This window comes from Streptomyces sp. NPDC059850 (assembly GCF_042731515.1).
Lineage (GTDB): Bacteria > Actinomycetota > Actinomycetes > Streptomycetales > Streptomycetaceae > Streptomyces.
In genome coordinates this window covers 35,070-53,838 of record NZ_JBHWJI010000002.1, presented here as the reverse complement: position 1 = coordinate 53,838, position 18,769 = coordinate 35,070, and the positions used below count along the sequence as shown (strand labels likewise).

15 protein-coding genes are annotated in these 18,769 nt (G+C 73.5%); 4 read left to right on the top strand and 11 right to left on the bottom strand.

What is annotated here, in order from left to right:
* Window positions 1-792, bottom strand: a complete 792-nt coding sequence (locus ACFV9T_RS02200) for a LamB/YcsF family protein (protein WP_385436183.1) — start codon at window positions 790-792, stop codon at window positions 1-3.
* A 240-nt stretch (window positions 793-1,032) separates the two neighbouring features.
* Here ACFV9T_RS02200 and nac point away from each other — a divergent pair, with 240 nt between their 5' ends.
* On the top strand, window positions 1,033-1,935 hold the full coding sequence (gene nac / locus ACFV9T_RS02195; protein WP_385436182.1) for a nitrogen assimilation transcriptional regulator NAC: 903 nt from the start codon (window positions 1,033-1,035) through the stop codon (window positions 1,933-1,935).
* Between the two features lie 8 nt (window positions 1,936-1,943).
* On the opposite strand, the gene ACFV9T_RS02190 is transcribed toward nac, so the two are convergent.
* The 10 genes from ACFV9T_RS02190 to ACFV9T_RS02145 all read right to left on the bottom strand — a co-directional run bounded on the left by ACFV9T_RS02190 (window position 1,944) and on the right by ACFV9T_RS02145 (window position 14,956).
* Entirely contained in the window at window positions 1,944-3,056 is a 1,113-nt protein-coding gene (locus tag ACFV9T_RS02190) for a PP2C family protein-serine/threonine phosphatase (protein WP_385436181.1), read from the bottom strand.
* 105 nt (window positions 3,057-3,161) lie between these two features.
* Complete coding sequence (locus tag ACFV9T_RS02185) at window positions 3,162-3,929, bottom strand: IclR family transcriptional regulator (protein WP_385436180.1); 768 nt, start codon at window positions 3,927-3,929, stop codon at window positions 3,162-3,164.
* A 121-nt stretch (window positions 3,930-4,050) separates the two neighbouring features.
* Window positions 4,051-4,509 (bottom strand): SRPBCC family protein, encoded by a 459-nt coding sequence (locus ACFV9T_RS02180; RefSeq protein WP_385436179.1) that lies wholly within the window; start codon window positions 4,507-4,509, stop codon window positions 4,051-4,053.
* A gap of 86 nt (window positions 4,510-4,595) precedes the next feature.
* A complete protein-coding gene (locus ACFV9T_RS02175; protein ID WP_385436178.1) occupies window positions 4,596-5,840 on the bottom strand; it encodes an NAD(P)/FAD-dependent oxidoreductase in 1,245 nt (414 codons plus the stop codon).
* 341 nt (window positions 5,841-6,181) lie between these two features.
* Window positions 6,182-7,357 carry a PucR family transcriptional regulator gene (locus tag ACFV9T_RS02170; protein WP_385436177.1) on the bottom strand — a complete coding sequence of 392 codons (1,176 nt, stop codon included), beginning with the start codon at window positions 7,355-7,357 and terminating at the stop codon, window positions 6,182-6,184.
* Window positions 7,358-7,491: 134 nt separating this feature from the next.
* Window positions 7,492-8,922 carry an amidase gene (locus tag ACFV9T_RS02165; protein ID WP_385436176.1) on the bottom strand — a complete coding sequence of 477 codons (1,431 nt, stop codon included), beginning with the start codon at window positions 8,920-8,922 and terminating at the stop codon, window positions 7,492-7,494.
* A 524-nt stretch (window positions 8,923-9,446) separates the two neighbouring features.
* Window positions 9,447-10,964 (bottom strand): sodium:solute symporter, encoded by a 1,518-nt coding sequence (locus tag ACFV9T_RS02160; protein WP_385436175.1) that lies wholly within the window; start codon window positions 10,962-10,964, stop codon window positions 9,447-9,449.
* Complete coding sequence (locus tag ACFV9T_RS02155; RefSeq protein WP_385436174.1) at window positions 10,961-11,185, bottom strand: hypothetical protein; 225 nt, start codon at window positions 11,183-11,185, stop codon at window positions 10,961-10,963. Before ACFV9T_RS02155 ends, ACFV9T_RS02160 begins: the two co-directional genes overlap by 4 nt.
* Window positions 11,186-11,333: 148 nt before the next feature.
* A complete protein-coding gene (locus ACFV9T_RS02150; RefSeq protein WP_385436173.1) occupies window positions 11,334-13,589 on the bottom strand; it encodes a germacradienol/geosmin synthase in 2,256 nt (751 codons plus the stop codon).
* Window positions 13,590-13,708: 119 nt separating this feature from the next.
* On the bottom strand, window positions 13,709-14,956 hold the full coding sequence (locus ACFV9T_RS02145) for an acyltransferase family protein (protein ID WP_385436172.1): 1,248 nt from the start codon (window positions 14,954-14,956) through the stop codon (window positions 13,709-13,711).
* Between the two features lie 328 nt (window positions 14,957-15,284).
* Between ACFV9T_RS02145 and ACFV9T_RS02140 the strand changes: the two genes are divergently transcribed.
* Genes ACFV9T_RS02140 through ACFV9T_RS02130 form a run of 3 tightly spaced genes read left to right on the top strand, consistent with a single transcriptional unit; the run spans window position 15,285 to window position 18,200 of the window.
* A complete protein-coding gene (locus ACFV9T_RS02140; protein WP_385436171.1) occupies window positions 15,285-15,515 on the top strand; it encodes a ferredoxin in 231 nt (76 codons plus the stop codon).
* Complete coding sequence (locus ACFV9T_RS02135) at window positions 15,487-16,899, top strand: NAD(P)/FAD-dependent oxidoreductase (RefSeq protein WP_385436170.1); 1,413 nt, start codon at window positions 15,487-15,489, stop codon at window positions 16,897-16,899. The genes ACFV9T_RS02140 and ACFV9T_RS02135 overlap by 29 nt, the downstream gene beginning before the upstream one ends.
* Before the next feature lie 53 nt (window positions 16,900-16,952).
* Window positions 16,953-18,200, top strand: a complete 1,248-nt coding sequence (locus ACFV9T_RS02130; RefSeq protein ID WP_385436169.1) for a cytochrome P450 — start codon at window positions 16,953-16,955, stop codon at window positions 18,198-18,200.
* The last annotated feature ends 569 nt before the right edge of the window (window positions 18,201-18,769 follow it).

The following is an 18,769-nucleotide window of genomic DNA, read 5'->3' as shown; positions in this document are numbered from 1 at the left end:
TCAGGCGCTCCCGTCGGCCGTGAGGTCCAGCACGTCGGTGAGCGGGGCGATCTTCACCCCGGCGGTGAGCAGTTCACCGCGGATGCGGCGGGCGAGGGCGATGGCGCCGGGGGTGTCGCCGTGCAGCAGGACGGTGTCGCACGCGACCGGCAGGTCGCGGCCGCCGACCGTGCGGATCACGCCCTCGGTGACCATCCGGACCGTCCGCTCGGCGATCTCCCCCGCGTCGTGCAGCACCGCCCCGGGCTCGCTCCGGGGCACCAGCGTGCCGTCGTCGCGGTACGCCCGGTCGGCGATGCCGACGATGCCGACCCGCAGGCCCAGGGCGCGGGCGGCGTCGGCGAGTTCGCCGTCCTGGGCCAGGACGATCAGCGACCGGTCGAAGGACGCCACGGCCCCGGCCACCGCCTCCGCGTAGTCGGGCCGGGTCGCGACCAGGTTGCCGAGCCGCCCGTGCGGCGCGATGTGCCGTACCGGGGTGCCGTACGCGGTCGCGAAGGCGTGCAGCGCGCCCAGTTGGTACAGCGTGTCCGTGCGGACCTCGTCCGGGGTCAGATCCATCGCGCGGCGGCCGAATCCGACGAGATCGGGAAAGCTGTGATGCGCGCCCACGGAGACACCGATTTCGGCGCAGCGGCGGACGGTCGCGTCCATGATTCTCGGATCTCCCGCGTGGAATCCGCAGGCGATATTGGCCGATGTCAGCACGTCCAGCAGCGCCTCGTCGTCGCCCATGGTGTAGGCACCGAACCCCTCGCCGAGGTCGGCCACGAGATCGACGGCATGCTTCATGACGTGCCTCCGGAAAAAGAAAGAAAGCGGCGTTGTCGCCATTCATGGGAGAGCTGCGCTAGAGGGATCTGCGCGACGAGAAATTCGCGTTCCGGTGAACGTAATGCGCACGGGAGAAGGCGGCAAATATGCGTTGGGTGTGACGTAATCGCCGCTGGTTATGACCTGGCCCACACTCGACGCCGTCCGGCGGTCGTACGGCGCCTACCATGAGGGCCCCCCGAGGCTGGAGGACCGTGCATGGACACCAGGCGTCTGTACTCGTTCGTGAAGATCGTCGACGCCGGGAGCATCACGCGCGCGGCCGACATCCTGCACATCGCGCAGCCCGCCCTCAGCCAGCAGCTCTCCCTGCTGGAGTCCCACTTCAAGCAGCAGCTGCTGATCCGCAGCAAGCGCGGCGTCGCGCCGACCGAGGCGGGCCGGGCGCTGTACCGGCACGCCCAGCTCATCCTGCGCCAGGTCGAGCTGGCGCAGGCCGCCGTCGATGTGTCCGGGCGGGCGCCCGCGGGCAGCGTCTCGGTGGGCCTGGCCCCGTACAGCATGGGCGCGGCGCTCGCGCTGCCGCTGCTCACCAGCGTGCGCGAGCGCTATCCGGACATCGTCCTGCACATCAACGAGAACTTCGGCGGGGTGATCAGCGAGGCGATCATGACCGGGCGGATGGACATGGCGTTCATCTACGGGGCGGGGCCGCTGCGGGGCGTGCAGTTCGAGCCGCTGCGCACCGAGGATCTGTTCCTGATCGCGGCGCCCGGCCGGACGATGGAGCCGGGCGGGGGCGCGGACGTCCCGCTGGAGGAGCTGGCGGACGTGGAGCTGCTGCTGCCCAGCCGCATCCACACCATCCGCCAGGTCGTGGACGCGGCGTTCCAGCAGGCCTCACTGCAGCCGCGGGTGGTCGGCGAGATCGAGTCCGTCCTGACGCTGGTCAGCGCGGTGGGCGCGGACATGGGGGCGACGGTGCTGCCGTGGTCGGCGGCGCGCGCGATCCTCGACGTGCAGAAGCTGGTGGTGCGGCGGATCGTGAACCCGGCCATCCCGGTCAAGCTCAGCCTCTGTACGTCCGACAGCCAGCCGCTGTCGGAACCCGCCCACGCCGTGCACGATCTCTTCCATGAACTGATCGCCGACTTCGGCTGACGGAGCGGCTAGCGGACCGGTTGGCGGACCGCCGGAGATCCGCTGGAGACGGCGGCGGGCTTGCGCAGCAGCAACAGCGCCGCGTCGTCGTGCAGCCGCCCGCCCACGTGCGCCAGCAGTTCGTCGTGCAGCCCGGCCAGGGTCCGGGACGGCTCGTCGCTGACATGTCCGGGCACCCGCTCGACCAGCGGGAAGTACTCCCGGCCGCCGTCGCGCGCCTCGATGACCCCGTCGGTGTACAGCAGCATCTGGTCGCCGTCGGCGAACGGCACCACCTGGAGGCTCGGTGCCTCGCCGCCCAGCGAGGCCAGGCCCAGCGGCGGCGCCGGGCGCACCGGCTCGACGGGGACGACCGCACCGGCCGGGCCGATCAGCAGCGGCGGCGCGTGGCCGCAGTTGACGATCTCCATGCGCCCCTCGGCGGGGTATCCGGCGACGACGGCGGTGACGAAGTCGTCGGCGGCGAGGTTACGGGCGAGGCTGCGCTCGATCCGGCCGACGACGTCCAGCAGGTCCGGTTCGTCGTACGCGGCCTCCCGGAACACGCCGAGCACCAGCGCGGCGGTGGACACGGCGGGCAGGCCCTTGCCGCGCACATCGCCGACGATCAGCCGGACCCCGTACGGGGTGGACACCAGCGCGTACAGGTCGCCGCCCACCCGGGCCTCCGCCGCGGCGGCGCTGTAGCGGACCGCCACCTGGAACTGGCCGACCCGCGCGGGCACCGGCCGCAGCAGCGCGTTCTGCGCGGCCTCGGCGACCGAGCGGACCGCGGCCAGCACCCGTTCCCGGCGCCTGCGCAACACGCTGGCCAGGCAGCTCGCCAGGGTCACGGCGACGAGCGTCGACAGCACGACCGCCTGCCCGTGGACCGGCGCCGCCAGCCACGCGCCGAGCCCCGCGCCCAGCGCGACGGCCAGGAAGCCGATCCGCAGCACTGCCCAGGGGCGGCACGCGGCGGCGGCCAGCGCGGGGCCGACGGCGAGCAGCGGCAGCCAGCTCGTCCCGTCGCCGGTGACGAAGGCGATGACGGCGACCACGCCCAGGATGAGTACGGGAACCCCGGCCGCGAACGGCGCGGGGGGATAGGGCTGGTCCAGATGGGTGCGGGCCTGGATCATGTCCGGGTCGACTGCTCTCTCTCGCTCGCTCGCTGGTCTGCACGGCGTGATGTCCGTTATCTCCAGAGAACCAGCGGTTCACGGTGAGCGACAAGGGCCGGAATTTCAGATAGTGAGCGAAAGGCCCCTGGTCACGCGGTCGGCCGTCGGCAGCAGCCGCTCGCGTATCTCCTCCAGCCGGGCGGCCCGGTCCGCCTGACCGGCCTGGATCGACACCCCGAGCGAGCCGAGCTGGTCCCCGCTGTAGACGGGCACCGCGAAGCAGACCGTGCCCAGCGCGTACTCCTCCAGGTCGGTGACCGGCGCGCCCGTGGCCAGGGTGTCCAGCCGCCGCAGCAGCTCGGCGGGGCGGGTGACGGTGCGGGGCGTGAGGTCGGCGAGCGGATGCCGGGACAGATAGTCGCTGCGGGCCTCGTCGTCCAGCTCGCGCAGGACGCACTTGCCGAGCGCGGTGGCGTGCCCGGCGTCCTCGAACCCCACCCACAGATCCACCCGTGGCGCCCGCGGGCTGTCGACGATCTCCGCGACCCGGATCTCGCCGTCCTCGTAGAAGGTCAGATACGCGGCCGCCGACAGCGCGTCCCGCAGCCCGGCCAGCGTCGGCCGCACCCGGTTGAGCAGCGCCTGCCCGCGGCTGCCGACCTGGAGCGTGTGCAGCTTGTCGCCCACGACGAAGCCGCCGTCGGGCAGCCGGTGCACATAGCCGTCGTGGACGAGGGTCCGCAGCAGGTGGTACGCGGTGGCCAGCGGCAGCCCCGCCTCCCGCGCCAGCTGTTTCGCGGGCGCACCGCCCTCATGCGCGCCCACGGCTTCCATCAGGCGGAAGGCTCGCTGCACGGAGGTGATGAGCGTAGGGCCTCCTGGAGTCCCCATACGACCAGCTTGCGCCCGGCGGGGCGGCCGGGCAAGGGCGTCCCCCGTCCCCCGGACGTACGCGAGGGCGTCGGCCGACCCGGATAGTCGGCCGACGCCCCCGACGCCGGGGCGAAGGCGGTCAGCCGGGGCTGATACGGCCCCGCCAGCCGCCCTCTTCCTGGCCCCGGTGCTCGATGAAGTCCTTGAACCGGTGCAGGTCGCCCTTGATCCGGCGGTCGAGCGTCCCGGTCATGTCCGCGGCCTTCTCCGCCATGCCGGTCGGCTCGAAGACCAGGGCCAGATTGACCTCGGTGTGGGTGGCGTCCAGGGACCGGAAGGTCACCAGGCCCTGCTGCTGGACATCGCCCGAGGTCGTCCGCCAGGCGATGCGCTCGTCGGGAAGCTGGTCGACGATCTCGGTGTCGAACTCGCGGTGCACACCGGCGATGGAAGTCGACCAGTGGTTGTGACGGTCGTCCACCTGGGTCACCTGGTCCACGCCTTCCATGAACCGCGGGAACTCGGTGAACTGCGTCCACTGGTTGTAGGCCGTGTGCAGCGGAACCTCAACCTCGACGGTCTCCCGCACGGTGCTCATCGGTGACTCCTTTCGACGCTGTCACCGCACCGGGTAACCGGGCCCGCGCCCCTAAAACGTCATCTAAAACGTCATCGCCGGGGACCTCACCGGAGCGGATGCAGCGCGGCCAGTTCGGCGGGCGCCGTACCGGTCGCGATGGCGTCCGCCAGCAGCCGCCCGGTGAGCGGGCCGAGGGCCACGCCCCACATGCCGTGGCCGCCGTTCACGTACACCCGTGGCGAGCCGGTCGGGCCGACCAGCGGCAGCCCGTCGGCGGTGCAGGGGCGTGAGCCGACCCATTCGTCCCGGCGGGCGTCCCAGTCGACGTCCCGCAGCAGCGGGCGGGCCGCGCCGATGATCGCCTGGATGCGGCGCGGGTCGACCGGCCGCTCCGGGGGCGCCAGCTCCATCATCCCGGCGACCCGCACCCGGCCGTCGCCCAGCGGGGTGCACACCACCTTCTGCCCGGCCAGATACGTCGGGCGCGCCGGTGCGCCCTCGGCGGGGACGCTGAAGCTGTAGCCGCGCCCGGACTGCACGGGCACCCGCACCCCGAACGGCCGGACCAGCCGGTCCAGCCAGGCCCCCGTCGCGACGACGGCGACGTCCGCGCGCAGGTCGCCCTGGGACGTGCCGACCGCGACGCCCGTGCCCAGGTCGCGGATGCCCGACACCTCGGCCCGCTCCACGATCTTCCCGCCGCGCTCCCGTACGGAATCCGCCAGCGCGCGCACGAAGTTCCCGGGGTTCAGCCGCCGCTGGCCGTGCAGCGCGAGGCCCGCGCCGACCGCGTCGCTGAGCACCGGCTCCAGGGCCCGCGCCCGGTCGCCGTCGAGGACGTCGTACGGGATCTCGTACCCCGCCGCCCGGGCGTGCTCCAGCTCCTCGACCATCCCGGCGCGCTCGGCGGCCGTCCCGAAGGCGAGCAGCATCGGGTCCACGGGCACGGTGGGCTCCTCGACGCCGCCCGCCGCCAGCTCGTCGTACGCCGCGAGCGCGTGCCGGTTCAGCGTGGCGAACGCGGTGGCCAGCACCCGCCAGCGGCGCGGGGTGCAGTGCCGGGTGAACGACAGCAGGAACCGCGCCAGGCGTGGGTCCGCCCGGGGCGGGATGTAGACGGGCGAGGTCGGCGAGACCAGGCTCCGCACCCCGTACCGCAACGCGGCGGGCTCGGGCAACGGCAGCGCCAGCGCGGGCGTCAGCCACCCGGCGTTCCCCCACGAGGCCCCAGCGGCGGGCCGCCGCCGCTCGGCGACGGTGACCTCGACCCCACGCCCCTGCAACGCCCAGGTGGTGGCAAGCCCGACGATCCCGGCCCCGACGACGACGGCACTGCGCGGTGTGGACACGGTGGCGTTCCCCTTCCCCTGGCTTCCCCTGGTTTCCCTGGCTTTGCGTGCTGCGTACGCATCATGGGCGCGCGGGGACACCCACCGCACTGTCCCCGCGACCGATGCCGCAGGTCCGGCTGTTGTAACCCGGCACAAAGGGGGGGGCGGCAGTCGGACGGGCGATCCCCCACCCCGCCCTTCCCCGAACCCGAGGCTCCGCCCCGGACCCCGAGCCCCGGCGAGCGAAGAGCAGCGGCGCCCACCCGGTGGGCCGGGGGGCGAGGTCCACGAGTGGCGCGACAGGTGCCGGGCGCGGTACGCCGCATGCGGGGCCCCACGGGGCCGGGTTCCGCCGGGGGCTACGGGAGGCGGAGGGATCGTAGGCGGAGGCGGAGTTGGATTTCGAACTTGGCGGCCGGGTCGGCCAGGTCAAGACCGGCGATCTCGTGGGCGCGGCGCAGGCGGTAGCGGAGGGTGTTGGGGTGGATGTGGAGCTGGCGGGCGGCCAGGCGGGCGTCCTCGCCGGAGGCGAGGTAGCGGGCCAGGCTGTCGAGGAGGTCCGTGCCGCGCTCGCGGTCGTAAGCCTCCAGGTCGGCGATCGCGCCCAGCGGGTCGTGTCCGGCCTCGTCGGCCAGGTCCACCGTCTGCATGAGCAGCGCGTCCAGGTGGACATCGCGGATGTGGGCGGCGGTCCCGCCCGCGCCGCCGCCCAGCCGGGTGAGCAGCCGGACGACCAGGTCGGCGTCGGACCGTGAGCGGTCCAGCAGGTCCGGGCCGGGGACGGTACGGCCCACCCCGGCCAGCAGCCCGGCCCGGCCCGGGAGTTCGCGGACCACGCGGGCCAGCCGCTGTTCGTCGCGTACCGGCAGGACGGCATAGCCCGCGCCGTCGGCCTCCGCGTGGACGGCGCCGTCCGCGAGACCGGCGAGCCCGCCGAGCCCCGCGAGGGCACGCCGCAGCGGCTCGCCCGATGGGGCCGGGGCCGTCGGGCGCAGGGCGACGACGGCCAGCGGCCCGGGCGGCAGCGGCAGTTCGGCGGCGGCCTCCGCCGCCTGCGGCCCGCCGCCCAGGAGGGCCCGTACCGCCTCGGTCCGCCGCGCCTCCTCGCCGCGCCGCCGGGCGATCTGCCGGGCCAGCACCGGGGCGGCCAGCGCGGCCGACTCCTCCAGCGCCGCCCGCTGCTCGCGGGAGGGCGCGGTGGGCACGATCGCCCAGATGGACCCCACCGACAGGTCGTCCACCCGGATCGGCATGACCGCGCGCGGCAGCAGCCCGGACGCGCGGAAGTCCGCGTACAGCGGGGCGGACGAGCCCGCCAGCCGTACGTCCAGCCGCTCGTGGCGCAGCAGCGGCCGGTACCGGTCGGGCACCCGGCGGCTGAGGATCGTCGCGACGCGGGCGTCGTCCGAGTACTCCTGGCCGGGCGAGTAGGTGATCAGCTCGGACGCGTCGTCCTCGATGGTGACCGGCGCGCCGACCAGCCCGGCGATGCTGTCGGCCAGGGCGGCGAGGCCGTCCGGGGAGTCGTCGTACATGGCTCCTCCGCTCATGAGCGCGCCGCCGGTTCCGGGATCCCGGGTCAGCTACCCGGGCCGGACCGCGTCGATGCGCTGAGGCGGAGGTTATCCATCCGCGGTCACGCGCCGCCAGGGGTGTCTTGCCCCTTGATCTACCCGTTGTTCTGGAGCTGCGGGCGCCGCCGCCCGTACCCGGTGGCCTGCTCGAAGGCGTGGCCGACCTGCAGAACGGCGAAATCCGCCCGGTGCGGGCCGACGATCTGCACCCCCACCGGCAGCCCGCCGGGGGTGAACCCGGCCGGGACGGACAGGGCGGGGCTGCCCGTCGCCGTGACCAGGTACGCCGAACGCATCCACTCCAGGTAGTCCCGCATCGCCACCCCCGCCACCTCCGCCGGGTACTCGACGCCGATGTCGAACGGCGGCACCTGGCTGACCGGGAGCAGCAGCACGTCGTACCGCTCGAAGAAGGCGCGGACGCGGTGGAAGAGCGCGGTGTGCAGCACCTCCGCGCGGGCCACCTCGGGCCCGGTGAGGCGGCGCCCCACCTCCGCGTTCTCCCGGATCGTCCGCTTCAGCTCCTCCGGGTGACGGTCCATGAGCGGGCCGAACGCCACCTCGAACAGCGCGGCCCGCTGCGTACGGAACACCTCCTCGCCCTCCGACAGGTCCGGGCACGCCCGCTCCACCGCGCACCCCAGGCCCTCGAAGACCCCCGCCGAGGCCTCCACGACCGCCGCCACCTCGGGTTCCACCGGCACCAGCCCGCCCAGATCCGGCGACCAGGCCACCCGCAGCCCGGCCAGATCCCGGTCCAGCGGCCGGGCGAACGCGGCGCCGGGCTCCTCCAGCGCGATCGGCGACCGGGCGTCCGGGCCCGCCATCGCGGACAGCAGGAGGGCGGTGTCCGCGACCATACGGGCCATCGGGCCCTTGACCGAGAGCGTGGTCCACGCGTTCGACGCGGGCCAGGTCGGTACGCGGCCGGGCGACGGGCGCAGCCCGACCACGTTGTTGAACGAGGCCGGGTTGCGCAGCGATCCGCCGGTGTCGCTGCCGTCCGCGATCGGGATCATGCCGCTGGCCAGCGCGGCGGCCGCGCCCCCGCTGCTGCCGCCCGCGCTGCGGTCGGGGTCGTACGGGTTGTGGGTGGCGCCGAAGATCGGGTTGAACGTGTGCGAACCGGCGGCGAACTCGGGCACGTTGGTCTTGCCGAGGGTGATCGCCCCGGCGTTCCGGATCCGTTCGATGATCAGGTCGTCCTGGTCCGGTATGCCGTCGGCCAGCGGCGAACCGTGGCTGGTGCGGATGCCCGCCGTGTTGTGGGTGTCCTTGTGCGCGATGGGCAGCCCGTGCAGCACCCCATCCGCCCCTTCGGCCACGATCCGCTCGTCGGCCGCCGAGGCGGCGGCGAGGGCGCGGTCGGCGACGAGGGTGACGATCGCGTTGACGCCGGGGTTGACCCGCTCGATCCGGTCCAGATGCGCCCGGACCACCTCGCGCGCCGACAGCTCACGGCGCCGCAGCAGGCCGCTCAGCTCGCGCGCGGTCTTGTAGCACAGCTCGTCGTCGTGATCCGTCACGGTTGCCCACTCACTCTCGTAGCTCGTCGGATTGTCCCTGGAGGCCTGCGGCGGCGTTGTTCCCCACCCCGCCCCTTCCCGAACCAAGGGCTCCGCCCCTGGACCCCGCCCCGAGCCGCCGGGGCACGGCCCGGCAGCGCGAAAAGCACACGCCGCAACGGCAGGCCCGGGGCCGCCAGCCCCGAGGCGGGGTGCGGCACCCCGCGAGGGGATGCGTCGAGGCACCCCTGCGGCACTGGCCGCCGCACCGCCCACACCGAGTCCCGAGGCGAAGCCCCGGGTTCGGCAAGGGGCGAGGCAGGGAACACCACACGCCCCCGACCACCACCAGAAGCCCACCGACCACGCCACGCTGCCCGCACCTCGGCGAGGTCCGGGGCAGGGCCCCGGTTTCGGGAAGGGGCGGGGTGGGGGACACAACACGCCCCCCGGCCGCCACCAGAGGCCCGCCGACCGCTCGGGCGGCGAACCGGCGCGGCGCTGCCCGCACCTCGGCGGAGCCCCCGGGGTGGGCGCGCGGGTGGTCATCCGCGAGGCGACTCGTCGGAGCGGCGCGCCGCGGCGGCCACGGCACCGTCAGGGCCGGGTCCCGGGGCGGAGGCCCGGTGGGGGGCCGGGGCGGAGTCCCCGGTTCGGGAAGGGGCGGGGTGGGGGAAGAGCAACTGGACCAGCACCGCCACCGTCAGGTTCACCGCCAGCCCCACCAACCCGGCATTCACATGCCGCACATCCACCTCCGCCAACGTCAGCCACACCACCACCCCCTCCCCCGCCGCCAGCCCGGCCAACGCGGCCCGGGCCGTGAGCAGGCGCCGCGCGCCGAGCACGGCGAGCAGACCGGGGACCAGCTGGATGAAGCCGCTCACGGTGAGCAGCTGCAGATCGGCCAGCAGCCCGGGCCGCAGGATGCCGAGGGTGAGGGCCAGCCCGATGGCCAGGACGACGACGCTGTGATTGACCCGCATCCGGGCCGACTCCCGCCCCGGGGGCAGCAGGTTCTGGGCGACCAGGGTGGAGATGCCGATGCACATCGCCCCGGCCGGAACCATCGCCGAGGCCGCCGCGGCGACCACGACGAGCCCGGTGGCCCAGTCCGGCAGCGCGCCCTGCGCCAGGGTGAGCAGCACCCCGTCGCCGTCGCCATCGACCTTCGCGACGACCCCCGTCAGCCCGATCATGATCGGGATCATCAGCGCGACCTGGTACAGCGGCATGAAGACGTTGTTCGTACGGATCGCCCGCGGCCCGGCCGCCGCCATCAGCGGCGGCCAGTGGTGCGGCGTCGCCATCAGCCCGCCCGCGATCGCCGAGACCAGCACGCTCGTCGTCCACCACACCTGGTCCTGCGCCCCGCCGTGCACGGTCAGCAGCTGCGGCTGCGCCTCGTGCACCCGCCGGAACACCTCGCCCACCCCACCGCCGCCGACATAGTGCAGCGGGACGACGACGGCGAGCACCGCGATGACGCCGACCGTCAGGACGTCCTTGAAGTAGGCGCTGTTCTTCAGCCCGCGGATGCCGGACCACAGCACGAAGGCCGCCGTCAGCACCGAGGCCAGCACCATGCTCAGCCGCCCCGACGCCGTGCTGCCCGTCACCAGCCCGACGACCATGCCGAGCCCGGTGAGCTGGAGCTGGATGTAGGGGAGCAGGAAGACCAGCCCGATGACGGCGACGACCTTGCCGAACAGCGGGCTGCCGTAGCGGTCGGCGAAGTAGTCGGCCTGGGTGAGGTAGCCGCGGTCCTTGCCCAGCCGCCACAGCCTCGGCTGGACGAAGTAGAGCAGCAGGAAGGCGAGCGCCAGATAGACGACGGCGTACGTGGCGGCGTTGCCGCCGGTGTACGCGACCCCCGCGATCCCGAGGAAGCTGAAGGTGGTGAACACCTCGCCCGCCTGCAAGAACCACATGGCGGCGGTGCCGAAGTTACGCCGTCCGACGGCCCATTCGGCGAGGTCGGCGGAGCGCCCGGTCCGGCCGAGGAAGCCGCACAGGGCCAGGGCGCACATGCCCAGCAGCGATACGGCGAGGACGACGCTCACGGTGCCTCACCCGCCGCCACCCGCTCACGGTGCCGGAACAGCCCCCACTCGACGGCGACCAGCGCCGGGGTGAGCGAGAGCACCCAGCCGCCGACCCATACGTACAGCGAGGGCATCCCGAACCACAGCCGCTCGGCGTTGACGAACGGCAGCCACACCGACGCGAGCAGGGCCAGCGCCGGGACCACGGGCAGGAACAGGAGCAGATTGCGCCGCGACACGGTACCTCCAGGGCGCGAGGGGATTGCGCGGCATTCAACAGGCCCCGCCCCGCGCCCGGCTTCGTGCCGGGCGGCCAACATGCGACGGCCCCGTCTTGTCCGCGGGGACAAGACGGGGCCGTACACAGCCGTACCCGAAGCCCCGCCGCTACCGGCCCACGGCCACCGGAAGCCGCGCGGCCGACGTGCCGAGCCCGGTCGGCCCGAACAACTGCCGCGACCCCCCGGGCGGGCGCCGCAGCTCCTCCTCCCGGTACCGGGCCACCTCCCGGTGCCAGGTCATGATCCCGGTCATCCAGTCCTGGAGGTCGCGCACATACGCCTCCAAGGCCGCCCGGCCCCCCGCCGACAGCCCGAAGTCCTCGCACAGGACCGGGAACTCATGCGCCGCGACGTGCTGGAACTGCCGCATCCGCGAGTCCATCAGGTCATGGACGACGGCCACCCCGGTCGGGTAGTCGCAGTCGAAGAAGTTCTGCACGACCAGGACGCCGTTGTGGACCTCGCCCTCGAACTCGATCTCCTTCTGATACGAGAAGACGTCGTTCAGCAGGGTGGCGTAGTCCATGGCCGCGTTCTCCAGCGAACGGACCGGCCCGCTTTCGTAGACCTCGGGCGGGAGGCGCCGCCCGTAGGACAGTCGGCACAGGCTCATGGTGAGGTGGGAGCCGAAGGTGTGGCGGCGCATCTCGACGTAGTCGACCGGGTCGGGGATCCGGTTCTGCGCCTGGTTCGCCAGCTCCCACAGCCAGCTGTCCAGCATGTCGTCGACGGCCTGCCGGAACGCCCGGCGCTCGCCGTCCGCCATGGGCCCCGCGGTACGCGACCACAGGTCGGCGAGGGAGCGTTCGAGCCCGCTGACCGGGGCGGGGGCGGGGGCGGAAGCCGCGTCGAGCGGCATGAGGGCCTTGAGCCGGTCGTTGCACAGCTTCGCGCCGGTGAGGTCCCGCCTCCGGCCGAAGACCTGCGGATAGTAGTCGTCCGCGTACGTCCCCCAGGCGAGCCAGCCCGACGTCAGATCCAGCTCGTCGGGGGACGCCTCCGGGTGGATGCCCGCCGCGCACAGCGGAAGGTCGGCGGCGAGCAGCTTGCGCTCGTCCCAGACGTACGCGTCGAGGACGCCGGGCCGCTGCCCGAGGATGCCCATCCGGTGCGACCACTCGACCAGATTCCGGCGCGCCCGGTCCAGATGCGGGCTGAGCCGGGCGGTGAACGGCAGGTCGAAGTCCGGCAGCCGGGACGGCCCGACCCGCGCGAACGGCACATGGCTGAAACCGCGCGCCCTGGCCCGCTCCGCCCGGCCGGTGGTGAGCCGTATGTCGGCCGCCGACACGCCAAGGCCGCTGCCGCCCAGGCCGCTCACGGAGAACGGCGACCAGGCGGCGGGCTCGCTCCCGGCCGCCCCGCCGCCGTTCATGTAGCGGCTGGACCGCAGGTGCCACTCATGGCCGCCCGACTGCCAGTCCTGGAGCCCCCGGACGTACGCCATGACGTCCGCGCAGGCCGCCGCGGACAGGCCGTGCTCGGCGAAGAGCGGGGCCAGCTCGGTGAACGTGGTGTTCTCGAACTGCTGGAGCCGCGAGGTGAGCAGGTCGCCCACGGCGTCCGCCGCCTGCTGGGTGGTGCAGCCGAGGAACGTCTCCAGGACCAGCACACCGTTGCTCCGCTCGCCCTCCTCCTCGATCTCCCGCTGGTACGAGAACAGGTCGTTCCGCAGATGCACCGCGTCCGCGAACGCGTCCCGCAGCACCCGCAGCGGACGCGACTCCGCGATCGCCGCCGGGACCTCGGCCCCCACCGCGTGCTCCACGAGCCCCGCCGACCAGGGGGCGCCGCCGACCTTGCGGCGCATCTCGATGTACTCCACCGGATTGGGGGTCCGGCCCGCGTTGATGTTGGACAGCTCCCACAGCGACTCGTTGAGCAGGTTCTCCGTGGACTCCCGGAACCGGGCCCGCCAGTCCGGCGACATCGCGGGCACCGTCCGCACCCACAGATCCTTCAGGCCCGCCTCGACCGGATTGACCGGCTCCGGCATCCCGGCTGCCGGGTCCATCGGCTCCATCGGCATGAACAGCGGCAACCGGTCCAGATACGCCTTGCCGCCCGCGCGGTCCTGCGACCGTTTGAACCGCTCCAGGAAGTGGTCGTCGAAGAAGAACACCCACACATACCAGTCCGTGATCAGCGCCAGCTCCGGGCCGGAGCACTCGGGGTGGGTGTAGGCGCACAGCAGCGCGTAGTCGTGGGCGTCGAGGTCGTCCTGCTCCCAGATCCCGGATCCTTCGAGCATGCCCATCTCGCGGGCCCACCGGGTGGAGTGCTCCCGCGCCTCCTGGACGTGGGGATTCAGCCGGGCCGGGTACGGCATGTAGAAGTCGGGGAGTTGAAAAGGCTGTGTCACGGCCCGGCCCTACCCAGGGCCCTGGCGGCCTATCCGACAGCCCGATCAGTCACATGAGCGTGCGAACGTTTCCGGCCCCGCCGCGACGGTACGGGCGCGGGCGGGGCCGGACGACGCGGCTAGCTCGACGGTCTCGTCACCTGCGACGGTACGGACGCCCGTGGCTCGGACGCCCGTGGCGCGGTCGCGGCGGCGCCGGAGACTCCGGAGACTCCGGAGACGAGCGCCCGGGGGCTGGGCACGGCGGCCCCGGCCCCGGACCCGGATCCGGCTACGACCTTGGCAGCACCGCCCGCCGCCGACGCCGACCGGAACGCCCACTCCATCCGCGGCTCCATCGCGAACCGGAGCATCCGCCGCACGAGCGGCGAGCACAGCGCCGTCACCACCACCGCGGCGATGACCGTGACCGCGATCGCGCCCGCCGGGGTGTGCAGCCAGGCCGGTTCGTACCAGCCCGCGAAGTGGGAGCCCTTTATGAGCAGGCCGTGCAGCAGATACCCGTACAGCGTCCCGGCGCCGAGCGCGGTGAACCACATCGTCCGCCCGGGCACCCAGGCGAAGAAGCACGCGGTGAGCGCCATGGAGCAGCCGAAGAGGGCGAACGTCATGACCATGCCGCTCCACCACGGCGCCCCCAGCTCCTGGGCGCTGTCCCGGTGGTAGAACCACCCGGCGTTCATGCGCGGCACCGCCCAGTAGGCGAAGACCAGCGCGGCGGCCACCACGGGCAGGGCCAGCAGCCGCACCTCGCGCCGCCGCACCATCGAGAAGTGCTCCGGCCGCATGTGCAGCCCCGCCACGAAGAAGGGCAGGAACTGCAGCACCCGCTGGAGGTCGAGATCGTCGCCGATGTCGGGCGAGCACGAGGCGAGCGCGGCGATCGCGAGCGCGACCGGCACCGGATGGCGCACCATCCGCCACACCGGGGTGGTGACCCGCCAGACGAAGAGCGCGATCAGGAACCAGGTCAGATACCAGGGGTCGAGCAGGCTCACCGGGTACGAGAGGTCGCCGCCCGCCCAGCCCTTGAGCAGGCTGTAGACGGTCTCGAAGATGACGTACGGGACGACGACCCCGGTGAGCAGGCGCTTCAGCCGATCCGGCCGGAGGTCGAAGTTCCGCGAGAAGTAGCCGGAGATGAGGATGAACGCCGGCATGTGGAACGCGTACACGAACATGTAGAGGGCGGACGCCGCCCTGCTGCCGTTCCGCAGGGGTTCCCAGGAGTGCCCCATCGCGACCAGCACGATGGCCAGGTACTTGGCGTTGTCGAAGAACGCGTCACGCTGCTTGGGGTTGGCGGGCGCGGGCGGAGAGGCAGGGGCGGGGGCGCGCTGTGCGCGGCGTAAGGACGAGAGGTTCATCACATACGCCGCCCCGTGGAACCGACAGCGGCGATCCCGCCTCTTTGTGGGGTTGAGGAGAGGGCTGCGGAATGGAACATTCCCCGCACGGTAGTAGCGGCCACGAGATCACGGGCGGAATGACTCAGCTCTTGCGCACGACGGTTCACGCCCCCGCCGCCACTGGCACACTGCCCCATCTCCTGGCGCCCCGCCGCCGGTAATCGCCCCCGTCGCCCCTTTGGCCCGGCTGTGCGCGCGCCCCCCGGCCGCCTCGCCCATGCTGGCCGTGAGGAGGGGGTGACCCGGCGACCCGAGCGTCGCGTCGCGTTGCGAAGGGCAGGGCCCGATGAGGCTTGTCGTCGATCTCAACCGCTGCCAGGGGTACGCGCAGTGCGCGTTCCTCGCCCCCGACGTCTTCACCCTCCACGGTGAAGAGGCGCTGCTCTACACCCCGCACGCGGACGAGGCCCAGCGGGAGAACGTGGCGCGCGCGGCCGCCGCCTGCCCGGTCCAGGCCATCCTGGTCGACGACGAGGACCTCTCCGTCGATGATGCGGACCTCTCCGGTGTCCGCTGACGGCTCGCCGCACACGCTGCGGCGCGACGGGCGCATCGTGATCGTGGGCGCCTCGCTGGCCGGGCTGCGGGCCGCCGAGACGCTGCGCGAGGAGGGGTTCGCCGGGTCGCTCACGATGATCGGCGACGAGCCCCATGAGCCGTACGACCGGCCACCGCTGTCCAAACAGGTGCTGCTGGGCAGGTCCCCCGCCGACCACACCGCGCTGCCCCGGCGCCGCGCGATCGACGCGACGTGGCGGCTCGGCGTCGCCGCCACCGGGCTGGACATGACGGCCCGGCGGGTGCGGCTGGCCGACGGCGACGAGGTCGGCTACGACCGGCTCATGATCACCACCGGGGTGCGCGCCCGCCCCTGGCCGCACCCCCTGGAAGCCGAGCTGGACGGCGTCTTCGTGCTCCGGAGCCGCGAGGACGCGGCCGCGCTGCACCGCCGTCTGTCGGCCGCACCGCGCCGGGTGCTGGTCATCGGCGCGGGCTTCACCGGCTCGGAGATCGCCTCCGCCTGCCGGGAGCGGGGGCTCGCGGTCACCGTCGCCGAACGCGGCCCGACCCCCCTGGTCGGCGCCCTCGGCGGGGTGCTCGGCCAGGTCGCCGCAGACCTGCACCGCGCCCACGGCGTGGACCTGCGCTGCGGCGTCATGGTCACCGGTCTTGAGGGCGACGCCGCCGGGCGGCTGCGGCGGGCCCATCTGTCCGACGGCACCGCCCTCGACGCCGACGTGGCGGTGGTCTCCCTCGGCATCACCCGCAACACCGAGTGGCTGGCCGGTTCCGGGCTCGGCGCCGGGCCGCGCGGCATCGCCTGCGACGCGGGCTGCCGCGCGTTCGACATACGCGGCATCGTCACCGACGACGTCTTCACGGCCGGGGATGTCGCCCGCTCCCCGCATCCGCTCTTCGGTTACCAGTTCCTGTCCCTGGAGCACTGGGGCAACGCGGTCGCGCAGGCCGAGATCGCCGCCCACAACATGATCAGCGCGAGCGCCGACCGCCGTCCGCATCTGTGGGTCCCGGCCTTCTGGTCCTCCCAGTTCGGGGTGAACATCAAGTCGGTCGGGGTGCCGTCGCTGGGCGAGGAGGTCCTGATCGCGCAGGGGTCGCTCGCCGAGCGCCGCTTCACGGCGGTCTACGGGTACCAGGGGCGCGTCATCGCCGCCGTCACCTTCGACCAGAGCAAGTGGCTGGCGTTCTACCAGCGGCTGATCGAGACCGCCGCGCCCTTCCCGCCGCCGTTCACCACCGTCGACCGCCGCGCCGAAGGGCTGCGGCCGGTCCCGGCCGACTTCCCGGACCCCACGCTGCCCACCCACGGCCCGACCGTCACGCTCAGCGGCTACTCGCCCGCCGACCGGCGCATCACCTTCACCCCCGCGCGCCACTGAAGCCACTGATCCCCCGGCCCCGTCCCTGATCCCCGTCCCGGAAGGACTCCGCCATGGCCCACGGCCCCCTCCTGCGGAAGATCACCGACTACGCGAACCGCGCCGACCCGTACCCGATCTACGCGGAACTGCGGAAGACCCCCGTGGTGCACGAGGAGGACGGCCCGTACATCGTCAGCACGTACTGGGAGATCCACGCCCTGCTGCACGACCCGCGCATCAGCTCCGACGCGCGCAACCTCGACCCCGGCCTCGCGGGCGAGCCGGACCGCGCCGAGGCCGAGGCCGAGGAGGACGACCCCGCCCTACCCCCCGCCTTCCTCAAGCTCGACCCGCCCGAACACGACCGGCTGCGCCGCCTCGCCATGACACCCTTCGGCCCGCCGCACACCCCGCGCCGCATCCACGCCATGCGCGGCGAGCTGTCCCGCATCGTCGGCGAACTGATCGACGGCTTCCGGGACCGGGACCACATCGACCTCGTCGACGACTTCTCGTACCCCTTCCCGGTCACCGTCATCTGCCGCCTGCTGGGCGTGCCGCGCGAGGACGAACCCCGCTTCCACACCTGGGCTGACACCCTCGCCGCGAGCCTCGACCCGGACCCCGAGCAGGACGCCGCCGAACGCCGCCGCGTCACCCACCAGGCGCGCGCCGAACTCGGCCGCTACCTCTCCGAACTCATCGAGGAACGCCGCCGCTCCCCCGGCGACGACATGCTCTCCGCCCTGGTCGCCGGGCACGGCCCGGACGGCCGGATGACCCATACGGAACTGCTGAGCACCGCCGCGCTGCTGCTGGTCGCGGGCCACGAGACCACCGTCAACCTGATCACCAACGGCATGCTCGCCCTGCTCCGCAACCCCGACGTCCTGGCCCGGCTGCGCGCCAAGCCCCATCTGGCCGTCCCCCTGGTCGAGGAGCTGCTGCGCTACGACCCGCCCGTCCAGCTGCTCCCCCAGCGCACCCCGCTCTCGGACATCGACATCGCCGGGGTGACGATCCCCAAGGGCGCCCCCGTCTGGCTGGTCCTGGCCTCCGGCAACCGCGACCCGCAGCGCTTCCTCGACCCCGACCGCTTCGACCCCCAGCGCCGCGACAACCAGCACCTCGGCTTCGGCAGCGGCATCCACAGCTGCTTCGGCGCCCCGCTGGCCCGCCTGGAGGCCCAGCTGGCCCTGACCGCGCTGGCCCAGCGCCTGGAGAACCCCCGCCTCCTGGAGGACCCCCCGCCCTACCGCCGCAACGCCGTCCTAAGAGGCCCCCGCCACCTCCCCATCACCCTGGACGGCCTGCGCTAGCCAGCGCAGCGCCCCGGGCCAGCGCGCTCACCGGCGGGGTGTGCGGGGTCGAGGTTCGGCGCGGGGCGTGGTGGGTGCGCTGTTGTTCCCCAGCCCGCCCCTTCCCGAACCAGGGGCTCCGCCCCTGGACCCCGGGCGAGGTCCGGCCCGGGCCGTACGAGACGGGGCCATCGGCCACCGTGCCGCCACGGCCCGCCTGGCTGGGCGGGGTGCTACGGGGCCGGGCGCTGCGGCGTGCGGCACGAGGTGTCCTCGGCGGTCGCCCACCGAGCGGGCGCGGCGGTCAAGCGAGCCGTGGCGGCGCGGGCGGGGCCTCGTCCGGGGCCCGGAGCAGAGCCCCGGTTCCGGGAACGGGCGGGCCAGCGAAACAACCACCCCGCCCCGCCCCCGCAACACCCGCCCACGCGACCACCCCCCACACACGGCGCAGACCAGACCACGCCCGGGGCCCGGAACAGAACCCCGGTTCCGGAAACGGGCGGGCCAGCGAAACAACCACCCCGCCCCGCCCCCGCAACACCCGCCCACGCGACCACCCCCCACACACGGCGCAGACCAGACCACGCCCG